General features: G+C 71.0%; 17 protein-coding genes. 10 read left to right on the top strand and 7 right to left on the bottom strand.

Features of this window, described 5'->3' with window-relative positions:
* Positions 1 to 67 precede the first annotated feature (67 nt).
* The 3 genes from IE250_RS22410 to IE250_RS22400 form a co-directional block, all read right to left on the bottom strand.
* Positions 68 to 1,477 carry an aldehyde dehydrogenase family protein gene (locus IE250_RS22410; RefSeq protein ID WP_189671535.1) on the bottom strand — a complete coding sequence of 470 codons (1,410 nt, stop codon included), beginning with the start codon at positions 1,475 to 1,477 and terminating at the stop codon, positions 68 to 70.
* Positions 1,478 to 1,609: 132 nt separating this feature from the next.
* Positions 1,610 to 3,073 carry an NAD-dependent succinate-semialdehyde dehydrogenase gene (locus IE250_RS22405; RefSeq protein WP_189671534.1) on the bottom strand — a complete coding sequence of 488 codons (1,464 nt, stop codon included), beginning with the start codon at positions 3,071 to 3,073 and terminating at the stop codon, positions 1,610 to 1,612.
* Complete coding sequence (locus tag IE250_RS22400) at positions 3,070 to 5,001, bottom strand: FAD-binding monooxygenase (RefSeq protein ID WP_189671533.1); 1,932 nt, start codon at positions 4,999 to 5,001, stop codon at positions 3,070 to 3,072. The genes IE250_RS22405 and IE250_RS22400 overlap by 4 nt, the downstream gene beginning before the upstream one ends.
* A gap of 159 nt (positions 5,002 to 5,160) precedes the next feature.
* Between IE250_RS22400 and IE250_RS22395 the strand changes: the two genes are divergently transcribed.
* Genes IE250_RS22395 through IE250_RS22370 form a run of 6 tightly spaced genes read left to right on the top strand, consistent with a single transcriptional unit; the run spans position 5,161 to position 11,668 of the window.
* On the top strand, positions 5,161 to 6,684 hold the full coding sequence (locus tag IE250_RS22395) for a fumarylacetoacetate hydrolase family protein (RefSeq protein WP_189671532.1): 1,524 nt from the start codon (positions 5,161 to 5,163) through the stop codon (positions 6,682 to 6,684).
* Positions 6,681 to 7,412, top strand: a complete 732-nt coding sequence (locus IE250_RS22390; RefSeq protein WP_189671531.1) for a GntR family transcriptional regulator — start codon at positions 6,681 to 6,683, stop codon at positions 7,410 to 7,412. The genes IE250_RS22395 and IE250_RS22390 overlap by 4 nt, the downstream gene beginning before the upstream one ends.
* A complete protein-coding gene (gene hpaE, locus IE250_RS22385; protein ID WP_189671530.1) occupies positions 7,409 to 8,929 on the top strand; it encodes a 5-carboxymethyl-2-hydroxymuconate semialdehyde dehydrogenase in 1,521 nt (506 codons plus the stop codon). The genes IE250_RS22390 and hpaE overlap by 4 nt, the downstream gene beginning before the upstream one ends.
* Positions 8,930 to 8,931: 2 nt before the next feature.
* Entirely contained in the window at positions 8,932 to 10,077 is a 1,146-nt protein-coding gene (gene hpaD / locus IE250_RS22380) for a 3,4-dihydroxyphenylacetate 2,3-dioxygenase (protein ID WP_189671529.1), read from the top strand.
* Between the two features lie 11 nt (positions 10,078 to 10,088).
* Entirely contained in the window at positions 10,089 to 10,874 is a 786-nt protein-coding gene (gene hpaH / locus IE250_RS22375; protein ID WP_189671528.1) for a 2-oxo-hept-4-ene-1,7-dioate hydratase, read from the top strand.
* On the top strand, positions 10,859 to 11,668 hold the full coding sequence (locus IE250_RS22370) for an HpcH/HpaI aldolase family protein (protein ID WP_308434180.1): 810 nt from the start codon (positions 10,859 to 10,861) through the stop codon (positions 11,666 to 11,668). The genes hpaH and IE250_RS22370 overlap by 16 nt, the downstream gene beginning before the upstream one ends.
* A 100-nt stretch (positions 11,669 to 11,768) precedes the next feature.
* On the opposite strand, the gene IE250_RS22365 is transcribed toward IE250_RS22370, so the two are convergent.
* Positions 11,769 to 12,314, bottom strand: coding sequence for a ferritin (locus IE250_RS22365; RefSeq protein WP_189671527.1), 546 nt, complete (start codon positions 12,312 to 12,314; stop codon positions 11,769 to 11,771).
* 76 nt (positions 12,315 to 12,390) lie between these two features.
* Between IE250_RS22365 and IE250_RS22360 the strand changes: the two genes are divergently transcribed.
* Together IE250_RS22360 and IE250_RS22355 are read left to right on the top strand one after the other, a co-directional pair.
* Complete coding sequence (locus tag IE250_RS22360; protein ID WP_189671526.1) at positions 12,391 to 12,756, top strand: ArsR/SmtB family transcription factor; 366 nt, start codon at positions 12,391 to 12,393, stop codon at positions 12,754 to 12,756.
* Between the two features lies 1 nt (position 12,757).
* Positions 12,758 to 13,261, top strand: a complete 504-nt coding sequence (locus IE250_RS22355; RefSeq protein WP_189671525.1) for an SRPBCC family protein — start codon at positions 12,758 to 12,760, stop codon at positions 13,259 to 13,261.
* A gap of 68 nt (positions 13,262 to 13,329) precedes the next feature.
* Here the strand turns inward: IE250_RS22355 and IE250_RS22350 are convergent, their stop codons facing one another.
* On the bottom strand, positions 13,330 to 13,806 hold the full coding sequence (locus IE250_RS22350) for a MarR family winged helix-turn-helix transcriptional regulator (RefSeq protein WP_189671524.1): 477 nt from the start codon (positions 13,804 to 13,806) through the stop codon (positions 13,330 to 13,332).
* 90 nt (positions 13,807 to 13,896) lie between these two features.
* Here IE250_RS22350 and IE250_RS22345 point away from each other — a divergent pair, with 90 nt between their 5' ends.
* Positions 13,897 to 14,958, top strand: coding sequence for an LLM class flavin-dependent oxidoreductase (locus tag IE250_RS22345; protein WP_189671523.1), 1,062 nt, complete (start codon positions 13,897 to 13,899; stop codon positions 14,956 to 14,958).
* Positions 14,955 to 15,617, top strand: a complete 663-nt coding sequence (locus tag IE250_RS22340) for an NADPH-dependent F420 reductase (RefSeq protein WP_189671522.1) — start codon at positions 14,955 to 14,957, stop codon at positions 15,615 to 15,617. The genes IE250_RS22345 and IE250_RS22340 overlap by 4 nt, the downstream gene beginning before the upstream one ends.
* A 13-nt stretch (positions 15,618 to 15,630) precedes the next feature.
* Here IE250_RS22340 and IE250_RS22335 read toward each other — a convergent pair whose 3' ends face one another.
* Both IE250_RS22335 and IE250_RS22330 read right to left on the bottom strand, forming a co-directional pair.
* Complete coding sequence (locus IE250_RS22335; protein WP_189671521.1) at positions 15,631 to 16,470, bottom strand: CHAD domain-containing protein; 840 nt, start codon at positions 16,468 to 16,470, stop codon at positions 15,631 to 15,633.
* Between the two features lie 108 nt (positions 16,471 to 16,578).
* A complete protein-coding gene (locus tag IE250_RS22330) occupies positions 16,579 to 17,091 on the bottom strand; it encodes a mycothiol transferase (protein ID WP_189671520.1) in 513 nt (170 codons plus the stop codon).
* Between the last annotated feature and the right edge of the window lie 73 nt (positions 17,092 to 17,164).

The following is a 17,164-nucleotide window of genomic DNA, read 5'->3' as shown; positions in this document are numbered from 1 at the left end:
TCGCGGTGGTCGAGCCTGTCGAGACCCAGGTCTCGACAGGCTCGACCAACGAGGTCGGCCCCACCGGTCAGCCGTTGATCACCTGCGGCACGGCGACGGACTTGAGGCCCTCGACACCGAACTCGAGGCCGTAGCCGGAGCGCTTGGCACCGCCGAACGGCACGAACGGGTGCACGCCGCCGTGGCTGTTGATCCAGACGGTCCCCGCCTGCAGGCGGCTCGCGACGGCGACGGCCGCGTCACGGTCGGCGGACCACACCGAGGCGCCCAGACCGGCGTCGATGCCGTTCGCAGCGGCGACCGCCTCCTCGACGTCGCTGAACCGGACGATCGGCAGGGCCGGCCCGAACTGCTCCTCCTGCACCAGCGCGGCGTCGTTGTCGATGTCGGCGACGAGGGTCGTGGGATAGAAGTACCCGGCACCGTCGCGGTCGGGGTCGCCGCCGAGCACGACGCGGGCGCCACGCGCCTTCGCCTCCTCGACGAGGGCGTCCACGATGTCGAACTGCATCTCGTTCTGCAGCGGACCCAGCACGTTGGCCTCGTCGGTGCCCACGCCCATCGGCATCTTGGCGGCGAGCTCCGCAAGGGCCTGCACGACGGCGTCGTAGACGTCGTCGTGCACGTACAGGCGCTTCAGCGCGGCGCAGGTCTGGCCGGTGTTGAGGAACGCGCCCCAGAACAGGTCCTCGGCGATCGCGGCGGGGTCGACGTCGGGCAGCACGATGCCGGCGTCGTTGCCGCCGAGCTCGAGCGTGAGGCGGGTGATGTTGCCCGCAGAGGCCGTGATGATCTTCGAGCCGGTTGCCGTGGAGCCGGTGAACATGACCTTGCCGATCTCGGGGCGGCGCACGAGGGCGTCGCCGATGTCGCCCGCGCCCGTGACGACCTCGAGCACGCCGGCGGGCAGCACGTCGTTGAGCACCGCTGCCAGGGCCAGGCCGGACAGGGTCGTGTACTCCGACGGCTTGGCGACGACGGTGTTGCCCATCCGCAGCGACGGGGCAATCTGCCAGATCGCGATCATCATCGGCCAGTTCCACGGAGTGATGACACCGACCGTGCCTACGGGCCGGTAGGACAGCTCCGCGTGCCCGGACTCGTCGTCCAGGACGGTCTGCGTCGGCAGGTCCAGGGCGGCGGTGGCACGCAGCCAGTTCGCGCACGCACCCACCTCGAACCGGGCATTCGGCCCGTTGAGGGGCTTGCCCTGCTCGCGGGAGAGGATCAGCGCCAGCGCCTCGGCGGACTCGTCGACGGCGTCGGCGAGCTTCAGGAGCGTCTGACGCCGGTCTGCGTCCGTCCGCGCCGCCCAGGCCGGCTGGGCCTCGACAGCGCGGGCGACCGCGCTGTCGAGGTCGGCAAGGGCGTTGACCGGGGCGGGCCCGATCAGCTCACCTGTTGCGGGGTCGGTGACGTCCCGGGTCCTGCCGCCAGTGGCGCTGACCTTGGCCAGGAGTGTGTCGTACGTGTACATGGGGCCCTCCGTAGTGTGACGCGCTTCGCGACGATTGTCGGCAGCGCGGAGAGCCCCCGTATTGACTGCCAGCGCACGGGACGGTGCTGTCCGCGCATGTCCCCACCAATGGGCCGCGTGAGCCTGCTGCCGTCACGCCGGGGTGAGCGTGTACTTGGTCTGGAGGTACTCGTGGATCCCCTCGGCGCCGCCCTCGCGGCCGAGGCCGGACATCTTCCACCCGCCGAACGGGGCCGCGGCATTGGAGACGACCCCGACGTTGAGGCCCATCATCCCGGTCTCCAGGCGGTCGATCATGCGCTGGCCACGCGAGAGGCTCTCGGTGTAGACGTACGAGACGAGCCCGTACTCGGTGTTGTTGGCGAGGGCTACCGCCTCGTCCTCGGTGTCGAACGCGGCGATCGCGAGCACCGGGCCGAAGATCTCCTCCCGCAGGATGTCGCTCCCGGGCGCGACCCCGGTGAGGACCGTCGGCTCGAAGAAGGTCCCCGGCCGGTCGACGCGCGAGCCGCCGGTGGTGAGCTCGGCGCCCCGGGCGACCGCGTCCTTGACGAGGGCCTCCGCCTTCGCGACAGCCTTGGCGTCCACCAGCGGGCCGATGGTCACGTCCGGCTCGGTGCCGCGTCCGATGACGAAGTCGTCGACCGCAGCCGTGACCCGCCGGGCGAACTCGTCGGCGACCGACCGGTGCACTATGAAGCGGTTCGCGGCGGTGCACGCCTGCCCGATGTTGCGGAACTTCGCCGCGAGGGCGCCCTCGACGGCCCGGTCCAGGTCGGCGTCGTCGAAGACCACGAAGGGGGCGTTGCCGCCCAGCTCCATCGACGTACGCAGCACACCTGGCGCGGCCTGCTCCAGCAGCCGCTGGCCCACCGGTGTCGAGCCGGTGAAGGACAGCTTGCGCAGCCGGGGGTCGGCGATGATCGGTCCGGAGACGGCGGAGGAGCTGGAGGTGGTGATCACGTTGACCACGCCGTCGGGCAGGCCGGCGTCCTGCAGCAGCCGCGCGAAGTACAGGGTGGTCAGCGGGGTCAGGGCTGCGGGCTTGATCACGACGGTGCAGCCCGCCGCCAGGGCCGGCGCGATCTTGCGCGTGGCCATGGCGAGGGGAAAGTTCCACGGGGTGATGAGGAAGCAGGGTCCGACGGGGTGCTGGGTGACGATCATGCGCCCCGTGCCCTCGGGGTTCGGCCCGTAGCGGCCGGTGACCCGGACCGCTTCCTCGGCGAACCAGCGCAGGAACTCGCCGCCGTACTTCACCTCGCCGCGCGCCTCCGCGAGCGGCTTGCCCATCTCGAGGGTCATCAGGAGCGCGACGTCCTCGCTGCGCTCCTGCAGGAGGTCGAACGCGCGGCGGAGGATCTCCCCGCGGTCCCGGGCAGGCGTCGCCGCCCACTGGGCCGCGGCGGCGACCGCGGCGTCGAGCGCGGCCATGCCGTCGTCCGCACCGGCATCGGCGATGGTCTTGATGGTCCTGCCGGTCGACGGGTCGTCGACCGTGAGCGTGGCCCCCGACGAGGCAGGCCGCCACCGGCCGCCGATGAGGAGCCCGTCGGGGACGGCGGCGAGCAGGTCGGACTCGCGGGTGCTGGTCATGCGTTCTCCTCGGTGGTCGTGTTGTCCTGCGGGAGCAGCGCCCCGGCAAAGAACTCTCGGAGCTCGTCCGTCGCGCTCAGCGGCAGGACGGCGGCCACGTACTGGTCCGGCCGGACGACGACGGCGGCGCCGCCCCGGTCGATGCCGCGCAGCTCGAAGATGTCGTGCGCCGGGTCCGTCGCGTAGACCTTCTCGTAGTCGACCAGCTCGAACGGGCCGACCCGGGGCTTGAAGACCTCGGGCACCTCGGCGATCTCCACGCCGAAGTGGTCCTGCTGGTAGACGACCTTCACGTCCAGCACCGAGTCCGGGTCGGTCCCGGCCGGGGTGTGCCGCAGCAGCGGCGACCCGGGTGCGGTCCTCAGCCACTCGGCCCAGTCCCGCAGCGCCGAGGGCTCGCCCGGTGCGGCGGCGTCGGCGAACGCGTAGACCCGCCACCGTCCGTCGGCGCGGGCATGGTGCCCCAGGTGGGTCGGGTTGCCGTCGGCCACCCGCTCGACCAGGGCCGACTTGAACCGCTTCCCGACCGGGAAGCCCGCGGCAAGCTCCTGATGGGCCTGGCCGGACACGATCATCGACGGCTGGTACTGGGTCCTGAACCCGAAGAGGAACTCCGCGGTCTGGACGTAGAAGTCCTCCAGGTAGGTGGGGTCGGGCAGGTCCTCGGGCGGTGTGCTCATGAGGCGCGACCACTCCCGGTCGAAGCTGATGAGGTTCTGGGCGATGACCTGCCGCTCGGCCGAGTACGTGGCCAGCAGCGCCTCCGGTGCCCGGCCCGTGAGCACGTGCGCCAGCTTCCAGGCGATGTTCCAGCCGTCCTGCATCGACACGTTCATGCCCTGCCCGGCCTTCGCGCTGTGCGTGTGGCAGGCGTCGCCGGTGAGGAACACCCTCGGCGTGCGGGTGCCGGTGTGGTCGTGGGCGACGTCGTCGAACCCGTCGGTGACCCGGTGGCCCACCTCGTAGACGCTGTGCCAGGGCACGTCCTTCACGTCCAGGGTGTAGGGGTGGATGATCCGGTTGGCTCGGGCGATGACGTCTTCCAGCGGAGTCGCGCGGACGCTGCCGCCGCCCGGCGGCACCTCGCCGAGGTCGACGTACCAGCGCGCCAGGAATCCGCCCTCGCGGGGGATGAGCAGGATGGATCCGCCGTCGTGCGACTGGATGGCGCACTTGGTGCGCACGTCGGGGAAGTCGGTGACGGCGAGCACGTCCATCACGCCCCAGGCGTGGTTGGCCTTGTCGCCCACGGCCTTGCGGCCGATCGCCTGCCGGACGGCGCTGTGCGCCCCGTCGGCCCCGATGACGTAGCGGGCGCGCACCGTCCGCTCGGTGCCCTCGTGCGGCCCGGCCGTGTGCCGCAGCGTCACGGTGACGGGTGGCGAGTCCTGGTCCGCGCCGTCGGCGACGTCCGCCACTGTCAGCCCGACGAACTCGAGGCCGTAGTCCGGGGTCACCCGGGCGGGAGCCCGGGCCGCCACCTCGGCGAAGTAGTCGAGCACCCGCGCCTGGTTGACGATCAGGTGCGGGAACTCGCTGATCCCGTGGCCGTCGTCCGGCGGGACGGCGCCGCGCACGATGTTCTCCGGCTTGTCCGGGTCGGGCTTCCAGAACGCCATCTCGGTGATCCGGTAGGCCTCGGCGGTGATCCGCTCGGCGAAGCCGAACGCCTGGAAGGTCTCGACGCTGCGCGCCTGGATGCCGTCGGCCTGGCCCATCTCGAGACGTCCCGCCCGCCGCTCGACGATGTGGGTGCGGATGCCCGGGAACTGCGCGAGCTGCGCGGCGGCGATCATGCCCGCCGGCCCGCTGCCGACGATCAGCACGTCGACCTCGTCCGGCAGCTCGGCGGGCCGGTCGAGGCCGTAGCCCTCAGCCGGCTGCACGCGGGGGTCGCCGGACACGTAGCCGTGGTGGTGGAACTGCAACGTGACTCCCTTGTCATCCGGCCCCGCCGTCCTCGGCAGGCCCGTCGTCGTGGGCGAGGCCCGGATGGGCCTTGCCGTGCTTACACAGACCATATACGATCTGTGATACGAAATGCCAGAGGGTCATGGAAGACCGCTTGAGAACGGGCAAGGGAGCTCATGAGTACCGAACCGCACGTGCCGACGAACCGGCCGCCGTCCGCGCCAGGACCGCTCGTGGTGCGGCCGGGGAAGGTCGTCGCCGTCCACGTCGCGTACGCCTCTCGCGCCGACCAGCGCGGACGACGCCCCGCGGCACCGTCGTACTTCCTCAAGCCGACCAGCTCGCTCGCCGCCACGGGCGGCGAGGTCGAGCGGCCCGCAGGGACGGAGCTGCTCGCCTTCGAGGGTGAGGTGGCGCTGGTCATCGGGGAGCCGGCCCGGCACGTGCCGGTCGAGAAGGCGTGGGACCACGTCTCCGCCGTGACCGCCGCGAACGACCTGGGCGTCTACGACCTGCGCTGGGCCGACAAGGGATCGAACGTGCGCTCGAAGGGCCGCGACGGCTACACACCGGTCGGCCCCGCTCTCCTCGACGCCCGCGCGGTCGACCCGGCCGGGCTGCGCCTGCGCACCTGGGTCAACGGTGAGCTCGTGCAGGAGGACACCACCGACGCCGACGCGCTGCTGTTCCCGTTCGCGCAGATCGTGGCCGACCTGTCCCAGCACCTGACGCTCGAGAAGGGCGACGTCATCCTCACGGGTACGCCCGCCGGGTCGAGCGTCGTCGGGCCGGGCGACGTCGTCGAGGTCGAGGTGGACGCCCCGGCGGCGCCGGGCGCGCCGACGTCGGGCCGCCTCGTGACCACCGTGGTGCAGGGCGACGTGCCGTTCGGCGACATCGGCGCGGGCCCGAAGATCGACGACACGCAGCGTGCCGAGGCGTGGGGGAGCCGGGAGGCCGCGGGCCTCCCGGCCGAGCCGGAGCCGTTCGCGCTCACCGACGAGCTCGCGGACAAGCTGCGCCGCGCGCCGGTCGCCGGACTCTCGGCCCAGCTGCGCAGACGCGGCCTGAACAACGTGATCATCGAAGGGGTGCGGCCGAACACGCCGGCCGCGACGATAGTGGGCCGCGCGCGGACGCTGCGCTTCGTGCCGAACCGCGAGGACCTGTTCGCCTCGCACGGCGGCGGCTACAACGCGCAGAAGCGCGCGTTCGACGCGGTCGGTGCCGGAGAGGTCATCGTCATCGAGGCGCGCGGCGAGACGGGCTCGGCCACTCTCGGCGACGTCCTCGCGCTGCGCGCGAAGGTCCGCGGGGCCGCGGGAGTCGTCACCGACGGCGGCGTCCGCGACTTCGACGCCGTGGCTGCCACGGGGCTCGCCGTCTTCTCGAAGGGCGCCCACCCCGCAGTGCTCGGCCGCCGGCACGTGCCGTGGGACACCGACGTGGCCGTCGCCTGCGGCGGCGCGACGGTGCTGCCCGGAGACGTCGTGGTGGGCGACGCGGACGGCGTCGTCGTCATCCCGCCGCACCTGGCCGAGGAGGTCGCCGACGCGACCCTCGCCCAGGAGGAGCAGGACGCCTGGGTGGCGCAGCAGGTCGCCGCCGGCCACCCCGTCGACGGGCTGTTCCCCCCGAACGCCGAGTGGCAGGCGCGCTACGAGTCATGGAAGTCCCAGACAGAGAGGGAGTCGCGATGACGACCGAGGACGTGACGACGTCGGCCGTCGAGACCGCGTTCGCCGGCGCGCTCAGCAAGTCCCAGCTCGCGTACGACTACCTGCGTGACCGCATAGCGCTCCACGAGCTGAGCCCGGGCTACCGTCTCGTGCTGCAGAGCATCGCCGGCGAGCTCGCGATGAGCGTCGTGCCCGTGCGCGAGGCGATCCGGCGGCTCGAGGCCGAGGGCCTCGTGACGTACGAACGCAACGTCGGCGCGCGGGTCGCGATGGTCGACGAGCAGGGATACGTCGACGCCATGCAGGCCCTCGGCGTGGTCGAGGGCGCGGCCACCGGCCTCTCGGCGCCCCGCATCTCCGGCGCGGACCTCGAGCGAGCGGCGGAGGTGAACGAGCACCTGCGCTCCCTGCTCGACCACTTCGACCCGCACGCGTTCACGGCCCTCAACCGGCAGTTCCACTCGGTGCTGTTCGAGTCGTGCCCCAACCAGCTGCTGCTCGACATGGTCCACCGCGGCTGGGCCCAGCTGTCCGGGCTGCGTGACTCCACGTTCGCCTTCGTGCCCGGCCGGGCCCACGACTCGGTGGCCGAGCACGCCCACATCCTCGACCTGATCGCGGCCAGGGCCGACCCGCTCGAGATCGAGATAGCCGCGCGCAACCACCGGTGGGCAACCATGCAGGCCTTCCTGGACGCCCGCGCCGACGGAGCCGCGCCCCACCGGACCCGACCCACGGAGACACAGTGACCAACCAGGTGAACGACAAGACGACCCGCCACGTGCCCGCCGGCCTGCCCGGCCGCATCCAGCACTACATCGGCGGCAAGTTCGTCGACTCGGCGGACGGCGACACGTTCGACGTGCTCGAACCGGTGACCAACGAGGTGTACGTGCAGGCCGCGGCAGGAAAGGCGGCCGACGTCGACCGCGCGGTCGCTGCGGCACGCGAGGCGTTCCTGAACGGGCCCTGGCCCAGGATGCTGCCGCGTGAGCGCTCGAGGATCCTGCACCGGATCGCGGACATCGTCGAGTCCCGCGACGCGCGGCTCGCCGAGCTGGAGAGCTTCGACTCCGGCCTGCCGATCACGCAGGCGCTGGGCCAGGCGCGCCGGGCCGCGGAGAACTTCCGGTTCTTCGCCGACCTGGTAGTCGGCCAGTCGGACGACACCTTCAAGGTGCCCGGCCGCCAGATCAACTACGTCAACCGCAAGCCGATCGGCGTCGCGGGCCTCATCACGCCGTGGAACACCCCGTTCATGCTCGAGTCCTGGAAGCTCGGCCCCGCACTGGCAACCGGCAACACGGTGGTGCTCAAGCCCGCCGAGTTCACGCCGCTCTCGGCGTCGCTGTGGGCCGGCATCTTCGAGGAGGCCGGGCTGCCCGAGGGCGTTTTCAACCTGGTCAACGGCCTCGGTGAGGACGCGGGGGACGCGCTGGTCAAGCACCCGGACGTCCCGCTGATCTCGTTCACGGGGGAGAGCCGCACGGGACAGCTCATCTTCGCCAACGCCGCCCCGTACCTCAAGGGCCTGTCGATGGAGCTGGGCGGCAAGTCCCCGGCCATCGTCTTTGCCGACGCCGACCTGGAGGCCGCGATCGACGCGACGATCTTCGGCGTCTTCTCGCTCAACGGCGAGCGCTGCACCGCCGGCAGCCGCATCCTCGTCGAGCGCGGGGTGTACGACGAGTTCGTCGAGCGGTACGCCGAGCAGGCCGAGCGTGTCGTGGTCGGTGACCCTCAGGACCCGAAGACCGAGGTCGGCGCGCTGGTGCACCCCGAGCACTACGAGAAGGTCGTCTCCTACATCGAGATCGGCAAGACCGAGGGCCGGCTCGTGGCGGGCGGCGGGCGCCCTGCGGGCTTCGACGCCGGCAACTACGTGGCTCCGACCGTCTTCGCGGACGTGCCGCCGTCGGCCCGGATCTTCCAGGAGGAGATCTTCGGCCCGGTCGTGGCGATCACCCCGTTCGACACCGAGGAGGAGGCCCTGGACCTGGCCAACGGGGTCAAGTACGGGCTGGCCGCCTACGTCTGGACCAACGACCTGAAGCGTGCGCACAACTTCGCGCAGAGCGTCGAGGCGGGCATGGTCTGGCTCAACTCGAACAACGTGCGCGACCTGCGCACGCCGTTCGGCGGGGTCAAGGCTTCCGGCCTCGGGCACGAGGGCGGCTACCGCTCGATCGACTTCTACACCGACCAGCAGGCCGTGCACATCACGCTCGGCGCAGTGCACAACCCGACTTTTGGCAAGGGAGCCTGAAGATGACCGACACCACCGGACCCGCCGTGACCAGCGACGCGCCCATCACCGCCAGCGACCCGATCCCCACGCCCGTGGCGCCACCGCCGGACATCCTGCGGTGCGCGTACATGGAGCTGGTCGTCACCGACCTGGCCGCCTCCCGGAACTTCTACGTCGAGGTGCTCGGCCTCGTCGTCACCGAGGAGGACGAGGACACCGTCTACCTGCGCAGCCTCGAGGAGTTCATCCACCACAACCTCGTGCTGCGCAAGGGGCCGTTGGCCGCCGTCGCCGCGTTCTCCTACCGGGTGCGCAGCCCCGAGGAGCTCGACAAGGCTGTCGAGTTCTACACCGAGCTCGGCTGCCGCGTAGTGCGCCGCAAGGATGGTTTCACCAAGGGCCTCGGCGACTCGGTGCGGGTGATCGACCCGCTCGGCTTCCCCTACGAGTTCTTCTACGACGTCGAGCACGTCGAGCGTCTCGCGTGGCGGTACGAGCTGCACACCCCCGGCGCGCTGGTGCGCCTGGACCACTTCAACCAGGTCACCCCGGATGTGCCGCGCGCGGTGAAGTTCATGGAGGACCTCGGCTTCCGCGTCACGGAGGACATCCAGGACTCCGAGGGCACGACGTACGCCGCGTGGATGCGCCGCAAGCCCACCGTGCACGACACCGCGATGACGGGCGGTGACGGGCCGCGCATGCACCACGTCGCGTTCGCCACGCACGAGAAGCACAACATCATCGCGATCTGCGACAAGCTCGGCGCGCTACGCATGTCGGACCGCATCGAGCGCGGTCCGGGCCGGCACGGCGTCTCCAACGCCTTCTACCTGTACCTGCGCGACCCGGACGGGCACCGCGTCGAGATCTACACGCAGGACTACTACACGGGCGACCCCGACAACCCCGTGGTGACCTGGGACGTGCACGACAACCAGCGCCGCGACTGGTGGGGCAACCCGGTCGTGCCGTCCTGGTACACGGAGGCATCGCTCGTCCTGGACCTGGACGGCAACCCGCAGCCGGTCGTCGCCCGCACGGACACCTCGGAGATGGCGGTGACCATCGGCGCGGACGGGTTCTCCTACACGCGTCCGGAGGACGACGCCGAGGCGCTGCCGTCGTGGAAGCAGGGCGAGTACAAGCTGGGACACCAGCTGTGAGGGAGAAGCCCATGCTTGACGACGCGACGATCGCCACGATCGCCGACGAACTGGCCCGCGCCGAGGCAGAGCGCACCACGGTGCCGCTCCTGACCACGCGGTACCCCGGCATGACGGTCGAGGACTCGTACGCCGTGCAGAACACGTGGCGCCGGCGCGGCATCGAGGACGGACGCCGCCCGGTGGGCCGCAAGATCGGGCTCACCTCGAAGGTCATGCAGGCCGCGACGGGCATCACCGAGCCGGACTACGGCGCGATCTTCGCCGACATGGTCTTCGAGAACGGGTCGGTCATCGAGCACGGCCGGTTCTCGAACGTGCGGATCGAGGTGGAGCTCGCCTTCGTGCTGCGCGAGGGCCTCAAGGGGCCGGGTGTCACGGTGTTCGACGTGCTGCGCGCCACCGAGTACGTGGTGCCCGCCCTGGAGATCCTGTCCTCGCGCATCGAGCTGGCCGGCCGCACCATCGTCGACACGATCAGCGACAACGCGGCGATGGGCGGCATGGTCTACGGCGGCAACCCGGTGCGGATCGGGGAGACCGACCTGCGCTGGGTCTCGGCGCTCCTGTACCGCAACGAGACCATCGAGGAGTCCGGCGTCGCCGCCGCGGTCCTCAACCACCCCGCCACCGGCGTCGCCTGGCTGGCGAACAAGCTCGCCCAGCACGGTGACGCGCTGGAACCCGGCGAGATCATCCTGGCCGGCTCCTTCACCCGACCCGTGTGGGTGGAGCGTGGCGACACCATACTGGCCGACTACCGAGAACTGGGGACCGTCTCGTGCCGATTCGTCTGACCCTGCCGCCCACGTTCCGCGACCGAATCGCCGGGTCGGACCGGCCGCAGATCGGCATGTGGGTGTCCTCCGGCAGCCCGCTGGTGGCGGAGATCTGTGCCGGAGCCGGCCTGGACTGGCTCCTGATCGACGGCGAGCACTCGCCGATCGGCCTGGAGACCATGACGGCGCTGCTGCAGGCGGTGGCGCCGTACCCGGTCACCCCGGTCGTGCGGGCGCCGTCGGGCGACGTCGTGGTGCTCAAGCAGATCCTCGACCTGGGCGCGCAGAACGTGCTGGTGCCCATGGTCGACACGGCCGAGCAGGCCCGTGCCGTCGTGCGAGCAGTGCGCTACCCGCCGCGCGGCGTGCGCGGGGTGGGCAGCGCGCTGGCCCGCGGCGCACGCTGGAACCGCGTCGAGGGCTACATGCGCGACGCAGACCGGCACGTGTCGCTGTTCGTGCAGGTCGAGTCCGCGACCGGCGTCGAGAACGCAGCCGCAATCGCGGGGGTCGACGGCGTAGACGGCGTGTTCGTCGGGCCGTCCGACCTGGCGGCGTCCATGGGACTGCTCGGACAGCAGACGCACCCGGACGTCACCGCCGCCGTGCTCAAGACGTTCGAGGCGGTACGCGGCGAGGGCAAACCAGTCGGCGTCAACGCCTTCGACCCGGCGGCGGCCCAGGCCTACCTGGACGCCGGGGCGTCCTTCGTGCTCGTCGGGGCCGACGTCGCGCTGCTCGCTCGAGAATCGGAGGCCCTGGCGGACAGGTGGATCGGCGAGGGCAGCGCGGCGGGGGACAGGGCGCTGTAGCTTCTGCCGAAGACCGGCGTCCTGCTGACTTCGGTCGAATGCCCTGAGACCGGTCCATCGACGGACCGGTCTCAGAGCATTCGACCGAAGTCGCGGGATCTCAGAGCGACCCGCCCGCCACCCTCGGCGCGTCCGCCGAGACGCCGGCGTCGCCGATCGTCTCGCGGGCGACGTAGTTCTCCAGGTCGAACAGGTTGTCCCCGGCGCGCTTGGCGACGGTGAGGAGCGTCGTCGCGGCCGCGACCTCCTCGACCTGCTCCTCGAGGAACCACATCAGGAACTGCTCGCCCAGGGCGTCGCCCTCCTCGCGGGCCGCGCGGAAGATCGCCTCGATCTGGCGGGTGACCTGCTGCTCCTGGTCGAGGGCGAGCTGGAGCGGCTCGATCACGTTCGCGAAGTCGTTGCGCACCTCGGGGATGCCGGGGATCGCCACGGGCAGCGACCGGTCCAGGTGGTACTGGACGATCATCATCCCGTGGTTGCGCTCCTCGAGCGACTGCCGGTAGAAGTGCGCCGCGAGCTGCGGGAGGTCGTGGCTGTCGAACCAGACCGCGATAGCCACGTACTGCAGATGTGCTGCCATCTCGTGGCCCACCTGCTCGCCCAGCAGCTGCCAGTACTTCGAGTTCTTCGAGGTCTTAGTCATGCCCCAACGCTATCGGGCGGAAACCCCCTGGGCGCATCGGTCTTGACACATTCCCATATGGGTATACGTTTGAACCATGGCACGAGCAGCGACCACGACCGACGCGTTCAACGCGGTGGCCGAGCCGCGCCGCCGCGAGATCCTCGACGCCCTCGCCGGCGGCGAGCTCGCTGTGAGCGACCTGACCGAACGGCTCGGGCTCGCCCAGCCGCAGGTGTCCAAGCACCTGCGGGTCCTGCGCGAGGTCGGGCTGGTGGACGTGCGCGACGACGGACGCCGCCGCCTCTACCGGGTGAACGGCGTGCCGCTGCGGGCCGTCCACGCCTGGGTCGCCCAGTACGAGCGCCTCTGGAACGAACGGTTCGACCTGGTCGCCGACGTGCTCGACGAGCTCACGCAAGCAGCAACCGCAGGAGAGACAGAAACCACCGAGGGAGACTGACATGGCCACCACGACCAAGGGCAGCGCCGTCCTGACGCTGCCGACCGACACCGAGATCCTGGTCACCCGGGAGTTCAACGCACCGCGCCACCTCGTGTGGAAGGTGCTCACCGAGCCCGACCTCATCAAGCGCTGGTGGGCCGGGCAGCGCGGCACCGTGACCGACGTGGCCGTCGACCTGCGGGTCGGCGGGACGTGGCGGTACGTGATGAGCGCGAACGAGGGCTTCGAGGTCGCGTTCCACGGCGAGTTCCGGGAGATCGAGGCCCCCGAGCGCATGGTCCAGACCGAGGTGTTCGAGGGGATGCCCGACGGCGACTCCGAGCCCAGCCTGAACCACTACACGCTCGCCGAGCGCGACGACCGCACCACGCTCACCGTCCGCACTGCCGTCTCCAGCAAGGAGATCCGCGACATGATCATCGCCACGGGCATGGAGGGCGGCATGCAGGAGGCGTACGACCTGCTGGAGGAGCTGGCCGCAGACCTGGCCACCGCCAAGTAGCTCGGTTGTGGGCGTGATCGTTGCGGCTACGTGCCCGCTTTAGGCGAAACGATCACGCCCACAACAAATCAGTTCTTGGGGGTCAGGCGGGCACTCAGGGCCGCGGTGAATCTCTCGACCTCGTCGAGCTGCCCGGGGGAGAGTGCGTCGATGAACAGCTCTCTTACTGCGCGCAGGTGCGGCACCGAGGCGCTGCGGAACGCCTGCGCCCCGTGGTCGGTGAGGACCACCTCGGCCCCGCGATAGTCGACCGCGCAGTCGTCGCGGCGAATGAGTTCGCGTCCCTCCATGCGCCTGATGTGGTGCGAGAGCCGGCTCCGCTCCCAGCCCACCGCGTCCGCGAGCTCCGAGGAGCGCAGCCGGCGCCCGTCCGCCTCGCTCAGGGCGAGGAGCACGGAATAGTCCCCCGGCGAGAGCGCCGACTCCTCGTGGAGCCGGCTGGCCAGCCGGGCATTCAGGGCCTGGGCGGTCTCGATGAACCCGCGCCAGATGCGCAGCTCGTCGGCCGTCGGCGACTGGCGGGTGCGCTGTGTGTCGTCTGTCACGAGAACCTCCGGGTGATTGACGTGTCAACTATATCGGGTGCATGATTGACGTGTCAATCAGATGTGTAGTGCAGTCGTGGAGGAGTTCGCATGGGCGACATCGAGTTCGGCATCGACACTTTCGGAGACCTGCCGCGGAACGACCGCGGCGAGGTCGTCTCCTACGGCGAGGCGATCCGCCGAACGGTCGACGAGGCTGTGCTCGCCGACGACACCGGGGTCGACGTCATCGCCGTCGGCGAGCACCACCGGCCCGAGTTCGCGATCTCGACGCCGGAGACCGTGCTGGCCGGCATCGCGACAAAGACCTCCAGCATCCGGCTCGCCTCGGGCGTGACGGTCCTGAGCTCGGACGACCCGGTGCGCGTGTTCCAGCGGTTCGCCACGGTCGACGCCCTCTCGAACGGCCGGGCGGAGGTCATCCTCGGACGCGGGTCGTTCACCGAGTCGTTCCCGCTGTTCGGCTACGACCTGCGCGACTACGACCAGCTCTTCGAGGAGAAGATCGACCTGTTCGTGAAGCTCCTCGACGAGAAGCCGGTGACCTGGGAGGGCACCCTGCGGCCGTCGCTGGAGGAGGCGGATGTCTTCCCCAAGACCGAGTCGGGCCGCCTGACCACCTGGGTCGGGGTGGGCGGTTCGCCGCAGTCCGTGATCCGCACCGCCAGCTACGGGCTCCGGCTCATGCTGGCGATCATCGGCGGCGCACCCGAGCGGTTCGCGCCATACGTCGACCTCTACCGCCGGGCGGCGAGCGAGCTCGGCACCACCGCCTACCCCGTGGGCATGCACTCCCCGGGCTTCATCGCCGACACCGACGAGGAGGCGATGGAGCTGTTCTACCCGGGGTACAAGGTGATCCGCGACCGTATCGGCGCCCTGCGTGGCTGGCCGCCCCTGCGCCGGGAGGAGTTCGAGGCGGACGTCGCCCAGGGCTCGCTCTACATCGGCTCGCCCGAGACCGTCGCCCGCAAGATGGCCAAGGCCATCCGCGCCCTCGACGTCGGCCGGTTCGACCTCATCTACTCCGCCGGAGGCGCCCTGCGCGCCAGCGACCGGCTGCGCGCCGTCGAGCTCTACGGCACGCGCGTCATCCCGATGGTCCGCGAGCTGCTCGCCGAGCAGCCGGCGAAGCTGGCGGTGTCGCGATGACCGGCGCCGTGCACACGATCGGGATCCTCGGTGCGGGCAAGGTCGGCACGGTGCTGGCCCGCCTCGCCGTCGCGGCCGGATACCGGGTGCTCGTCGCCGGCTCCGGCGACCCCGCCCGGATCGCGCTCACCGTTGAGGTGCTCGCTCCCGGGGCGAGCGCGGTCACCGCGGAGACGGCGGCGCGCGAGGCGGACGCCGTGATCCTCGCCCTCCCGCTGGGCAGGTATCACACGGTCCCGGCCGCCGTGCTGGAGAACAAGCTCGTCGTCGACACGATGAACCACTGGTGGGAGGTCGACGGGCCCCGCGACGGGATACTCGGCCCCGAGGAGTCGACGAGCGAGCTCGTCCAGGCCGCGATGCCCGGCGCGCGCGTCGTCAAGGCGTTCAACCACATGGGCTATCACGACCTCGAGGACGAAGCCCGGCCGGCCGGGGCGCCGGGCCGCAAGGCGATAGCGATCGCCGGCGACGACGCGGCCGACGTCGCGACGGTCGCCGAGATCGTGGACGCACTCGGCTTCGACCCCGTCAACGCGGGGCCGCTCGCCGAGGGCGTCCGCATGGAGCCGGGAACCCCGGTGTTCGGCGCGAACGTCGACGCCGGCCGGCTGGGTGAGCTGCTGGTTCCCAAGACAGCGGTCGGTACGATCGCGTAGCCGGTCAAGTGGTTCAGTGCGAGCGGGCCTCCAGCTCAGCGAGCGCAGCCGGCAGATCCGCCAGGGCGGTGAGGGCGCGCTCCTCGCACACGTAGACGACGCCGTCGTATGTTGCGGAACCGTCCGCTTGGTCGCGGACGTGCTCGGCGAGGAGCAGCGCGTCGCGGTGGTCGCCGAGCACGGACTGGATCCGGTGCCCGGCGGCGCCGAGGTCCTTGGTTCGGGGGCCGAGCAGGCCGACCGGATCGCGGGTGATCGCGTCGGAGGTGTGCCGCAGCCGGCGCGCCGCCTTCCTCAGCTCGTGCGCGGTCTCGGGCTCGTCGAGCCTGCCGGCGGCGTCGAGGGTGCGGTCGGTCTGACGGCGCACGGCCCGGCGGGCGGCCTTCTTTGCCGGCCGCGAGGCTCGTTCGCCGAGCCGGGGCTCGGCGGCCCACTCGTACATCAGCCGGGCGAGGTCGCCGCACCGGTCCGACCGGGTCCAGCGCACCGCTTCGGCGTGGGCCTGCGCATGGGCTGTCCGCAGCGGGTCGACCAGGTCTGAGCGGGCCTTCTCGTCGAGGCCCGCCGTGTCGGCCGCCGCCGCGGCCTGTTGGGTGCGTACCTCGAGGTCGCGCGCCCGCCCCAGCACGTCACCCCACTCCTTGAGGCGGCTGCGGAGCTCGGCGGTCGCGTCCTTGTCGAGGTGCTTGCGGAACGCGGCAAGCACGTTGCGCAGGCGACGAATCTCGGTGCGTAGCTGGTGCACGGCGTCCGGCTCGTCGGCGAGCGCCGCCGGGACGCGGTCCTGGATCGTGCGCACGAGGTCATTAACCGCGAGGGTCAGGAGCTCGCCCGCGGTCTCGGGACGCGTCATGTCTGTGGCGATTCGGCCAGTTTACCGCCCACCTTGGCTGTGGGCGTGATCGTTGCGCCCATAACGGGCGCGTAGGCGCAACGATCGCGCCCACAACCAACGCATGATCTAGCGCCGGCGCAGCACGATCCCGCGGACGTACGCCGCCTGCCCGGCGTGCTGCATGTCGTCGCTGACGACGCTGACCAGCCGGACGCCGAGGGTGACCGGCGGGTTCCACGACTCGTCGACGATGCGCGTGAGCTCGTCGTCGGACACGCGGGCCAGGTAACGCACGGTCTGGTCGTGGACGGCGTCGTGGTATCCCGTGAGCAGCTCGCCGGACGGCACGCGGACGGCGGCGACCTCGTCGGCGTCGTGCCCGTAGCCCGTGTCCGCCGCCGAGAACGGCAGGCCGAACCTGCGGTCCCAGCCGGCGTCGGACCAGACCTGGCTGGTGCCGGCGACGTCGGAGATGTGGTCGTCCTGGATCCGGGTCAGGTGCCAGACGAGCCAGGCGATCGAGTTCGCGCTGTCGTCGACGCGGAACGCGAGCTCGTCCGCGGACAGCCCCCTGACCGACCTGTGCACCGTCCCCTTGATCCGGCCGAACGCGTCCACGAGCAGATCCGTGCCACGCATGAACGGTCCCCCTTCCGAGCCACGGCGTCCACTGACACGATGCCATGGTGCCCGTTCGGTCGCCCGGTGCGGC

The sequence above is a fragment of the Promicromonospora soli genome (genome assembly GCF_014653785.1).
GTDB classification, from domain to species: Bacteria; Actinomycetota; Actinomycetes; order Actinomycetales; family Cellulomonadaceae; genus Promicromonospora; species Promicromonospora soli.
This window is presented reverse-complemented; position numbering and strand designations above follow the sequence as displayed.

Excerpts from the sequence above, each read along its gene's own strand:
- IE250_RS22365 (WP_189671527.1), bottom strand. The coding sequence starts at position 12,314 with ATGACTAAGACCTCGAAGAACTCGAAGTACTGGCAGCTGCTGGGCGAG.
- IE250_RS22340 (WP_189671522.1), top strand. The coding sequence starts at position 14,955 with ATGACCGGCGCCGTGCACACGATCGGGATCCTCGGTGCGGGCAAGGTC.
- IE250_RS22360 (WP_189671526.1), top strand. The coding sequence starts at position 12,391 with ATGGCACGAGCAGCGACCACGACCGACGCGTTCAACGCGGTGGCCGAG.
- hpaD (WP_189671529.1), top strand. The coding sequence starts at position 8,932 with ATGACCGACACCACCGGACCCGCCGTGACCAGCGACGCGCCCATCACC.
- IE250_RS22390 (WP_189671531.1), top strand. The coding sequence starts at position 6,681 with ATGACGACCGAGGACGTGACGACGTCGGCCGTCGAGACCGCGTTCGCC.
- IE250_RS22355 (WP_189671525.1), top strand. The coding sequence starts at position 12,758 with ATGGCCACCACGACCAAGGGCAGCGCCGTCCTGACGCTGCCGACCGAC.
- IE250_RS22405 (WP_189671534.1), bottom strand. The coding sequence starts at position 3,073 with ATGACCAGCACCCGCGAGTCCGACCTGCTCGCCGCCGTCCCCGACGGG.
- IE250_RS22335 (WP_189671521.1), bottom strand. The coding sequence starts at position 16,470 with ATGACGCGTCCCGAGACCGCGGGCGAGCTCCTGACCCTCGCGGTTAAT.
- IE250_RS22395 (WP_189671532.1), top strand. The coding sequence starts at position 5,161 with ATGAGTACCGAACCGCACGTGCCGACGAACCGGCCGCCGTCCGCGCCA.
- IE250_RS22345 (WP_189671523.1), top strand. The coding sequence starts at position 13,897 with ATGGGCGACATCGAGTTCGGCATCGACACTTTCGGAGACCTGCCGCGG.
- IE250_RS22330 (WP_189671520.1), bottom strand. The coding sequence starts at position 17,091 with ATGCGTGGCACGGATCTGCTCGTGGACGCGTTCGGCCGGATCAAGGGG.
- hpaH (WP_189671528.1), top strand. The coding sequence starts at position 10,089 with ATGCTTGACGACGCGACGATCGCCACGATCGCCGACGAACTGGCCCGC.
- IE250_RS22410 (WP_189671535.1), bottom strand. The coding sequence starts at position 1,477 with ATGTACACGTACGACACACTCCTGGCCAAGGTCAGCGCCACTGGCGGC.